The 8,810-nt window shown below is 70.6% G+C and carries 10 protein-coding genes and 1 other RNA gene; 5 read left to right on the top strand and 6 right to left on the bottom strand.

What is annotated here, in order from left to right:
* From CCN39_RS34925 to CCN39_RS34915, 3 genes are all read left to right on the top strand, one after another.
* On the top strand, nucleotides 1-526 hold a 526-nt coding region (locus CCN39_RS34925; protein ID WP_143264265.1), incomplete at its 5' end, for an FtsX-like permease family protein.
* 46 nt (nucleotides 527-572) lie between these two features.
* Nucleotides 573-1,055 (top strand): SsrA-binding protein SmpB, encoded by a 483-nt coding sequence (smpB, locus tag CCN39_RS34920; protein ID WP_086849338.1) that lies wholly within the window; start codon nucleotides 573-575, stop codon nucleotides 1,053-1,055.
* Nucleotides 1,052-1,951, top strand: coding sequence for an amidohydrolase family protein (locus tag CCN39_RS34915; protein ID WP_086849336.1), 900 nt, complete (start codon nucleotides 1,052-1,054; stop codon nucleotides 1,949-1,951). The genes smpB and CCN39_RS34915 overlap by 4 nt, the downstream gene beginning before the upstream one ends.
* Here the strand turns inward: CCN39_RS34915 and CCN39_RS34910 are convergent.
* The 5 genes from CCN39_RS34910 to CCN39_RS34890 form a co-directional block, all read right to left on the bottom strand.
* Nucleotides 1,941-3,245 carry an acyltransferase family protein gene (locus tag CCN39_RS34910; protein ID WP_086849334.1) on the bottom strand — a complete coding sequence of 435 codons (1,305 nt, stop codon included), beginning with the start codon at nucleotides 3,243-3,245 and terminating at the stop codon, nucleotides 1,941-1,943. The two genes, CCN39_RS34915 and CCN39_RS34910, sit on opposite strands and share 11 nt — an antisense overlap.
* A gap of 97 nt (nucleotides 3,246-3,342) precedes the next feature.
* Nucleotides 3,343-3,567: a DUF8847 domain-containing protein gene (locus tag CCN39_RS34905; RefSeq protein WP_086849333.1), complete on the bottom strand. Its 225-nt coding sequence runs from the start codon at nucleotides 3,565-3,567 to the stop codon at nucleotides 3,343-3,345.
* A gap of 118 nt (nucleotides 3,568-3,685) precedes the next feature.
* Nucleotides 3,686-4,327: a response regulator transcription factor gene (locus CCN39_RS34900; protein ID WP_086849331.1), complete on the bottom strand. Its 642-nt coding sequence runs from the start codon at nucleotides 4,325-4,327 to the stop codon at nucleotides 3,686-3,688.
* A gap of 43 nt (nucleotides 4,328-4,370) precedes the next feature.
* Complete coding sequence (locus CCN39_RS34895; RefSeq protein ID WP_086849329.1) at nucleotides 4,371-5,501, bottom strand: sensor histidine kinase; 1,131 nt, start codon at nucleotides 5,499-5,501, stop codon at nucleotides 4,371-4,373.
* Nucleotides 5,498-6,172, bottom strand: a complete 675-nt coding sequence (locus tag CCN39_RS34890) for a sensor domain-containing protein (protein ID WP_086849341.1) — start codon at nucleotides 6,170-6,172, stop codon at nucleotides 5,498-5,500. The genes CCN39_RS34895 and CCN39_RS34890 overlap by 4 nt, the downstream gene beginning before the upstream one ends.
* 148 nt (nucleotides 6,173-6,320) lie before the next feature.
* On the opposite strand from CCN39_RS34890, the gene ssrA reads away from it, so the two are divergent.
* Both ssrA and CCN39_RS49690 read left to right on the top strand, forming a co-directional pair.
* Nucleotides 6,321-6,688: a transfer-messenger RNA gene (ssrA, locus tag CCN39_RS34885) on the top strand.
* 502 nt (nucleotides 6,689-7,190) lie between these two features.
* A complete protein-coding gene (locus tag CCN39_RS49690) occupies nucleotides 7,191-7,400 on the top strand; it encodes a hypothetical protein (RefSeq protein WP_143264264.1) in 210 nt (69 codons plus the stop codon).
* Nucleotides 7,401-7,404: 4 nt separating this feature from the next.
* On the opposite strand, the gene CCN39_RS34880 is transcribed toward CCN39_RS49690, so the two are convergent.
* Nucleotides 7,405-8,643, bottom strand: coding sequence for a GGDEF domain-containing protein (locus CCN39_RS34880; protein ID WP_086849327.1), 1,239 nt, complete (start codon nucleotides 8,641-8,643; stop codon nucleotides 7,405-7,407).
* Between the last annotated feature and the right edge of the window lie 167 nt (nucleotides 8,644-8,810).

The following is an 8,810-nucleotide window of genomic DNA, read 5'->3' as shown; positions in this document are numbered from 1 at the left end:
CTGCAGGATGGCGTGGCTGCGGTCGGGGTCCTTCAGCTTCGCGTGCAGCGACGCGATCGTGCAGGAGTACGGGAACAAGCCGGGCGTGCGGAAGGTCGACGACCAGAAGAAGTTCCTCGACCGCGTCTTCAACGCCTTCAACGGCGTCCGCAACATGGCCTTCGGCGCCGCGCTCATCATGGCCATCGCCGCGCTGCTGCTGATCGCCAACACGATCCAGGTGTCCGCGTTCACCCGCCGCACCGAGGTCGGCATCATGCGGCTGGTCGGCGCGACGCGGTGGTACACGCAGCTGCCGTTCCTGCTGGAGGCGGTGGTCGCCGGCGCGGTCGGTGCGGTCCTCGGGATCATCATGCTGGTCCTCACCAAGGTGAGCTTCCTCGACTCGGTGTTCACCGGCGACGTCTTCCCGAAGATCACCACGCTGGAACTGCTGTTCCCGGTCGCGCCGATCCTGCTCGGGGTGTCCGTGGTGATCTCCGCCATCACCGGTTACGTCACGCTGCGGCTGTACGTCCGGCACTAGTTTTAACCCGCTGCTCGCTGCCGTCGGAATCACGTAGAGTGGTCGTATGCCCAAGGAACGTGGCCAGAAGGTGATCGTGTCGAACCGCAAGGCGCGGCACGATTACTCCATCCTCGACACCTACGAGTGCGGTCTCGTGCTCGTCGGCACCGAGGTGAAGAGCCTGCGCGAGGGCAAGGCGTCCCTGGCGGACGCGTTCGCGACGGTCGACGACGGCGAAGTGTGGCTGCGCAACGTGCACATCCCGGAGTACACGCAGGGCACGTGGACCAACCACACGCCGCGGCGGACCCGGAAGCTGCTGCTGCACCGGCGCGAGATCGAGAAGCTCATCGGCAAGACCAAGGAGAGCGGGCTCTCCTTGGTCCCGCTGTCGATGTACTTCAAGGACGGCAAGGTCAAGGTCGAGATCGCGCTGGCCCAGGGCAAGAAGGCCTACGACAAGCGGCAGACGCTCGCCAAGCGCGACGCGGAGCGCGACATCAGGAAGGCCATGGGCCGCGCGCTGAAGGGCCGGTTCACGGAGTGACGCCGGGCCCGGCTTCCGACGCGGACGTCGCGCGCTGGACGGCGGCACTCGGCCTGCCGGGCCTGGTCGACCTGCACGTCCACTTCCTGCCGAAGCCGGTGATGGACAAGGTCTGGGCGTACTTCGACGCGGCCTCGACGCACTACGGCACCGAGTGGCCGGTGTTCTACCGGACGTCCGAAGAGGAGCGTCTGGAGACGCTGCGGTCGCTCGGGGTCACCCGCTTCGCGCCGCTGGTCTACCCGCACAAGCCGGGGATGGCGCAGTGGCTGACGGAGTGGGCGCTCGAGTTCGCCGCGCGGGTGCCGGACGCGGTGCCGACCGGGACGTTCTACCCCGAGCCCGGCGCCGGGTCCGCTGTGGACGGTGCGCTGCGGGCCGGCGCCCGGGTGTTCAAGGCGCACGTGCAGGTGGGGGCGTACGACCCGCGTGACGACCTGCTGAAGCCGGTGTGGGGCTCCCTCGCCGACGCCGGCGTCCCGGTCGTCGTCCACTGTGGACACGGTCCGTTGCGGGGTGACTTCACCGGGTTGTCGGTGTTCGGTGAGGTGCTGGCGCGGCACCCGAGCCTGACGGCGGTGCTCGCGCACGCGGCGATGCCGGAGTTCGGGACGGCGTTCGACCTGATGGCGAAGTACCCGCGGGTGCACCTGGACACGACGATGGTCGGGGTGCCGTTCGCCGAGGCGATGTCGCCGCTGCCGCCGGACTGGACGGCGCGGCTGGCCGAGTACGCCGACCGGGTCGTGCTCGGCACGGACTTCCCGAACATCCCGTACCCGTACGTGACACAGCTGCAGGCGATCGCCGGCTGGGCCGCGGCCGACGATCGCCTGGGGGAGCCGTTCCTGCGGGCGGTCCTCCACGACACCCCGCTGCGGCTGCTCAACGCTTGAGCGCCGCCCGCTCGCTCACGGTGACCGCGCGGCCCAGCAGGTCGACCACCGGGATCTGCTTGCCCGCCAGGAGGAACCCGGCCGTCGCGAGGACCACCCACGGCACCGGGCCGCCCGCGATGCCGTCCGACAGCGGCGCGAACCCGTGCGCCGCGAGGCCGAGCAGGCCGCCGGAAGCCAGCAGGCCCGCCACGACGAGCTGCGGCGTCCCGGCGGTGAGTTCGCCGGTGTCGCGCCGCATCTCGAAGTGCGCGAACAACCGCAGCAGGCCGAACAGTACCAACCCGCACGCCGCGAACCATGCCGGCGCCATGACCAGCCAGAACACCGTGCCCGGCGCCGGGGTTTCGTACCCGAGGCCGTACACCGTCACGCCCGCCACGACGACCAGCGCCGGCATGTGCCAGAGGTAGACGCTCATGAACCGCGCGCCGAGCCAGCCGAGGGCGTCGCCGACGCCGGGGCGCGCCGCGAGCGCGTTGAGCTGCGGGCGGAAGGCGAGCAGCAGGCCGATCTGGCCGACGGCGAGGAAGGCGAGCAGCACGGTCGGCGGGCTCATGTTCGACACCGGCGCGCCCGGCATGCCGATCATGCTGGCCGGGTACGGTCCGAACGCGACCATCAGCGCCGTGACGCCGAACCCGGCGGCGGACAGCGCCAGCGCGCCGCGGCGGGTCAGCGAGCCGAGGCGGCCTTCGACGTAGTGGAAGCCGAGCTGGTGCACGGCGACCCAGACGAAGATCGCGTTGGCGTAACCGATGTAGCCGAAGTCGTTGAAGCGCGCGACGTCGACAAGGACGCCTGCGGTCCCCATGACGAGCGGCACCTTCAGCCCCCACCGCCGGTGCGCGGCGACCATGAGCGGCGTCAGGAGCACCACGAGCACGTACACCGCGAGGAACCACAGCAGCTGCGCGGCGATCGCGCTGCCGACCTGCAACGGCTGCGGCGGGACGCCCAGGCCGCGCAGGAAGTCCGGCACGATCAGCCAGACGGCCATCAGCGGCAGCACGGGCACCATCAGGCGCTTGATGCGCCCGGCGAGCCACAGCCGCGTGGAGGCGGCGCGGCGGAAGGAGATCAGGTTGGCCGCGCCGCCGGCGAAGAAGACCAGGGGCATCACCTGGCTGAGCCACGTGACGACCCACCAGCCCGGCGTCGCGAGGGCGTTGCCGGTGGCGAGGTGCCCGTCGGAGTAGGAGAGCACCGGCATGGTCCAGTGCTGGGCGATGACGGCGAGGATGGCCCCCGCCCGGACGACGTCGAGGAATCTGTCCCGGCCCGCTGTCTGCATGCCGTTCAGCCTGGCCGGTCCGACCGCCGAAAACAGCGGTGCTGCCCGGTCTGTCGGGGGTCCTGTTCACCCCCGGTGGAAACGGGGGTTCTCCCTACTACCGCAGGCCGTCCGGTTCGGGTTCGTGCTGCGTGGCGGCGAGGCGGTACTCCCAGCCGCGCTCGGTGAGGCCGAGCTCGTAGCGGGTCTCGATCTTCGGGCCGCCGTGCAGGTGGATGTGCCGGATGACGGTGCCGGGGATCGGCTCGGCGTCGCCGAGCTCCTGGACGCGGCCGTCGAGCGGGCCGCCGAAGAAGCGGACGCAGCGGGTCTCGTCGGACATCTGCGCGCTCCTCTCGCCGACAGGTCCGCTCATGGTAGGTGAGCGCTCACCCGGGTGCCGCCCGCGGAACGGGTGACTCCTTGTCCACCCTACGGGAGTTCCGGTCACCGTCCGTCGCTCAACGACCCAGGTAAGTCAGCACCGCGCGGACGCGGCGGTGTTCCTCCGCGCTGGCTTCGAGGCCGAGTTTCGAGAAGATGTTGCCGATGTGCTTCTCCACCGCGCCGTGCGAAACGACCAGGGAGTTCGCGATCGCCGTGTTGGACAGGCCCTGGGCCATCAGGCCCAGCACCTCGGACTCGCGGGCCGTCAGCGCGTCCAGGGGGTTGCGGCGGCCGCGGGCCATCAGCTGGGCGATCACGTCCGGGTCGATCGCCGTGCCACCGTTCGCCACGCGGCGGACCGCGTCCAGGAAGTCCGCGACGTCCGCCACGCGCTCCTTCAGCAGGTAACCGACGCCGCCCGCGCCGCCCGAGAGCAGCTCCACGGCGTACGACTCCTCGACGTACTGCGACAGCACCAGGACCGGCAGGCCCGGGATCTCCTTGCGCGCCGCCAGCGCCGCGCGCAGGCCCTCGTCGGTGAACGTCGGGGGCATGCGGACGTCGACGATCGCCAGGTCAGGACGGTGTTCCTTGATCGCGCCGAGCAGGTCGTCCCCGTTGTCGACGGCCGCGGCCGTCTCGATGCCCTCGTCGGCGAGCAGGCGGGTCACCCCGGCCCGCAGCAGCACGGCGTCCTCGGCGATGACTACCCGCATCCGGCCCCCAAGCTCGTGGATGAACGGGGTCCAGCCTATCCATTCACCACTGGCAAGGGAGGTCAGCCCGGATCACGGTCGGCCCGCCCACCGGGCTCACCACGGTGATCACGCCGTCGATGGTCGCGGCGCGGTCGGCCAGGCCGGCCAGCCCGCCGCCGGGCCGCACTTCGGCGCCGCCGTGACCGTTGTCAGTGATCTCGACGACGACGTGGTCGTCGGTCCGCCACACCTTCACACCGGCCTCGGTCGCTCCGGAGTGCTTCGCGATGTTCGTCAGCGTCTCGCCGACGATGAAGTACGCCGTCGTCTCGACCGCGGCCGGCGGGCGCGGGTCGACGTCCACCGAGACGTCCACCGGGATCGGCGACTTCGCCGCCTGCGCCGACAGCGCCGCGTCCAGCCCCCGGTCGCCGAGGACGGCGGGGTAGATGCCGCGCGCCAGGTCCCGCAGCTCCGACACGGCGAGCTTGGCGTCCGTGTGGGCCTCGTCGATGAGGTCCCGCACCGCCTGCGGGTCCTGGTCGAACTTCGACTTCGCCCGGCCCAGGCTCATCGCGACGGCCACCAGCCGCTGCTGCGCGCCGTCGTGCAGGTCACGCTCGATGCGACGGCGTTCGGCTTCGGCCGCGTCGACACCGCGGGCCCGCGACGCCTGCAGCCGCTCGGCCTTCTGCACCAGCCGCTTCGTGCGGTCCGGCCCCAGCAGGGCCAGCGCGAGCTCGCCGTGCAGCCAGCCCAGCCACGGCGTCACCCAGATCGCCATCGGCAGCAGCACGATCGACGCCAGCGCGATCGCGAACTCGGCGCACGCCAGCGGGAACACCGCCATCAGGTACGCCAGGTCACGCCACGTGGACGGGTCGCTCAACCGGGTGACCCACCGCCGCACCAGCGTCTGCCCCTCGACCGAGCGGCGCTCCACCGGCGGCAACGGCACGCTCAGCAGCTTGCCCGCCCACTCCCGCTCGCGGTCACCCGACCAGCGCACGAAGCTCGTCGTCGCCAGCAGGATCGGGAACCCGACCCAGATCACCGCCGTCGAGACCCCCACCGCGATCCCGGTAACGATCAGCACGAACTGCAGGAGCCGGAAGACGAAGCTGACGGTCATGTAGAGGATCGTGCGAGCCGGGTGCGGCCGCGGGTGTTCCAGCTGTTGCGCCTCGCTCATCCCGCCACCAGGTTCTTCTCTTCCGCGTCTTCCCACCAGCGCTCCATCCGGCGGCGCTGCGCCACCGTCGGCCCCAGCAACGCCGTCGCCAGCCGGGCGTGCACGCCCGCCAGCGCCTTGGTCAGCGCCACCGACAACGCGACGAACAACACCCCGAGTGCCGCCCACGGTAGCGCCTCGACGGTCGAATCCACGGTCAGCCACGGCACCTCCCAGGCCGGGAAGCGGTACTCCCCGCCCGGCAGCCACCGGAAGTAGACCGGCAGGCCGACCAGCGCCAGGCTCGTCGCCCAGAACGTCGTCACGAGCACGAACTCGACCAGGCCCACCGGGAAGAGCAGGGCGAAATAAGTGAGGTCCCGCCAGGTCGAGGGATCCTTCAGCCGCCCCTTCCACCGCGCGGCCTGCTTGCCGGCCGGCAACGGCAGGTAAGGCAGGTCGATGTAGCGGTCCAGCAGCGCGTAGACCCGCGCCCGCTCCAGGCGAGCGGCCCCCCGCACGGCGAGCACGACCGCGGCGAGCAGACCCACGCCGACCCACACCACGGCGGTCCCGGCACCGGCCGAGACGAACGCCGTGAGGAACCCGAACGCCAGCACCCCCAACGGCAGGTTCATCAGCAAGAACACCACCGAACCACCGAACGGCGGATCCCGCCTTTCGCTCACCATGACCGCACTCCCTTCCACGGAGACCAGCATCGCGGTTTCCCGAGGTCGGCGACATGGTGCGAGCGGGCATCCCCGCGGTAGGGCTGGCCCCACCCCACCCGGACTAAAGAGGTGGCGGCGCGCGTTATGATGGTCGACGACCCAACAAGGGGGTGAACGGTTTCGACTTTGGACGTTGATTCAGGAGAAGCGTGCCGGTGCAGGCGAGAGACCACCGTAAGCGTCATCGCAACCAAATAAGCGCCGACTCCAGTCAGCGCGAGTTCGCCCTCGCCGCCTGAGCGAGTGCGACTCTGTCGGCCCGGGTTCGCCTCCGGCCCGGGTACCGGCATCAGCTAGGAGGCTCAGCGACTGTCCCGGCCACGGGGAACAGTCGTGAAGCAAACAGTGGCTGGGCTCGTCACCTCGGCTTGTTCGCGTGACCGAGGGAGCCAAGCAGAGACGTAGCGGACTGCGCACGGAGAAGTCCTGTTGATACGCCAGAGGACCCGGGTTCAATTCCCGGCACCTCCACGGCACTTCGCTGGAAGGCCCACGCCCCTTCGGGGCTGGGCCTTCCCTTCGTTCTGTCGTGTTCTTTGGGGGTCGGACCCCCAAACCCCCGCCAGGGCGGGCTCCGCCCCCCTGGACCCCCGGGTGGTTGCGTTGGGTGGTGAGCCGGCGTTCTGGGGGTGAGACAGGGCGTTGCCGGGGCTTCTTCGGGGTATGAGGGGCCGCCGATTCGCTTGCGCGGTTGACGGTCGGCGGCCTGCTCCACGTGCCCGCTTGATCTGGTCTCCGGGGCATGAGGTCGTTCCGGTGGTGCTTTGCTCCGGTGGTGGGGCTGGGTGCTGGGGGTGGTGTTGGGTCGTCCGGGTGGGTGGATGGACTCGCCCGGGGCGCTCACCTGCTGTGTTCGGTTCTGCCCGGGGTGGTTGCGGCCTGTGGTGGGGGCCACTTGTGGGTGAAATTCGTGTAAGTGTCATGCTTGGGGTCCAACCATGGCTCCGCACCCGCGGAGTCGGAAGTAGGTGGCCAGATGACCTGGGCCCGGCGTAGTGGCAGTTCCCTTGCCAATGACGAAGACAGCCGGATGGGCGTTATCCGGGCTGAAGAGGCGGTGCGCCTCGGCGAACAGAACGATCGGGCCGTGCTCACCGTGGCCGGTCACTCCTCGGACGTCCACGACTGTGCCGAACTGCTCGCCATGCTCGGGCTCGACGCCGGGCGGCGGCAGCGGACCGCCTGACCCCTCACACCAGGTCCGCCACGTGGACTACCTTGTTCCGGCCCGTCGCCTTCGCGTGGTACAGCGCCGTATCCGCCGCGTCCAGCAGACGCTGCAATGACGTCCCCGCCGTCGGGTACACCGCGATGCCGATCGAGACCGTCAGGCCCGTGATCGACAGCTGACCAGCCGGGACCTTCAGTGCGCTGATCGCCCGGCGGATCCGCTCCGCCACCGGGCCGATGTCCGGCTGCGTGATGCCCGGCAACAGCACCACGAACTCTTCACCGCCGAACCGGCCCACCGCGTCACCCCGGCCGCGGACCGCCGAGATGATCGACTGGGCCACCGCCTTCAACACCGCGTCGCCCGCGAGGTGACCGTACGTGTCGTTCACCTGCTTGAAGTGGTCCAGGTCCAGCATCAGCAAGCCGAACGTCGAACCCTGGCGGGACGCCGCCGCCAGGGTCCGCTCCGCCAGGGCGTGCCAGCCGCTCGTGTTGTACAGCCCCGTCTTTTCGTCGCGGTGCGCGGCCACCTCCAGCTGCTTCACCAGCACCGTCCGGTGCAACAGCAGCAACGGCGGGAACACCAGCACCACCAGGCCCGGCAACGTCGCCAGCGCCACCGCGTTCAGCGCACCCAGGCAGAGCGTCGCCACCTCGAGGCCGTTGTCCGCCCACGTGCCGAACAGCGCCTCCGGCGTCCGGCCGACTTCGCGGCGGGCCGGGAGGACCAGGAGCGCGTTCACCGCGAAGAACGTCACGCCCGCCGCCGCGATCGCGAACGTCCCCGCCCAGCCGTGGGTCGTCGCCGCGCGGACGTCGGCGAAGCCCGAAACCCGCAGGACCGACTGGGCCGCGTAACACGACAGCACGATGATCGCCGCGTTGCTGACCGTGCGGGAGGCCGGGACCCGCTGCAGGCGGTACCAGCTGCGGATCGCCAGGTGCGCGTACAGGCCGCCGACCAGGACCGCCAGCAGGAGCGGCGGCAGCAGGAGCACGCCGGCGAACGTCCAGACCGACGTCATGTTGATGTGCGGGGTCCCCGACACGCGACGGCGGATCCGCTCCACGCGGCGGCCCGTCTCCGACTGCGCCACGCCGAGGACCAGCAGCACCAGCAGGATCGACAGCGTCCGGCGGTCCACCGCGATCGGGGACGGGCGCAACGTCAGCGCCACCGCCGCCACTTCGCTCGCCAGGCAGTAGACGATCACCCGCGGGCCCTGGCGCCACAGCACCCAGTGCCGTGGTGCCACGAGGACGTCACGAATACGCGGCCCAGTGCGCGGAATCCCGCCCCCGGTCCGCATACTCATGGTGTCCGGCCGGTGACGGAGCCGGTCCGGCCCGAGGTCGTGAAGGGAGGCGCACCATGTGCGGTCGCGACAACTGAGGTCATCGATCGGCCACCCCGACCCGGCGC

It is taken from the genome of Amycolatopsis kentuckyensis, assembly GCF_002155975.1.
GTDB lineage: Bacteria > Actinomycetota > Actinomycetes > Mycobacteriales > Pseudonocardiaceae > Amycolatopsis > Amycolatopsis kentuckyensis.
Note: the sequence above shows the minus strand (reverse complement) of the source record. Positions and strands in the feature narration are given on the sequence as shown.

Bases quoted from the DNA above. Each gene is read 5' to 3' on its own strand.
- CCN39_RS34895 (WP_086849329.1), bottom strand. From the start codon at position 5,501: ATGAGCGAGGCGCAACAGCTGGAACACCCGCGGCCGCACCCGGCTCGC.
- smpB (WP_086849338.1), top strand. From the start codon at position 573: ATGCCCAAGGAACGTGGCCAGAAGGTGATCGTGTCGAACCGCAAGGCG.
- CCN39_RS34910 (WP_086849334.1), bottom strand. From the start codon at position 3,245: ATGCAGACAGCGGGCCGGGACAGATTCCTCGACGTCGTCCGGGCGGGG.
- CCN39_RS34890 (WP_086849341.1), bottom strand. From the start codon at position 6,172: ATGGTGAGCGAAAGGCGGGATCCGCCGTTCGGTGGTTCGGTGGTGTTC.
- CCN39_RS34905 (WP_086849333.1), bottom strand. From the start codon at position 3,567: ATGTCCGACGAGACCCGCTGCGTCCGCTTCTTCGGCGGCCCGCTCGAC.
- CCN39_RS34900 (WP_086849331.1), bottom strand. From the start codon at position 4,327: ATGCGGGTAGTCATCGCCGAGGACGCCGTGCTGCTGCGGGCCGGGGTG.
- CCN39_RS49690 (WP_143264264.1), top strand. From the start codon at position 7,191: ATGACCTGGGCCCGGCGTAGTGGCAGTTCCCTTGCCAATGACGAAGAC.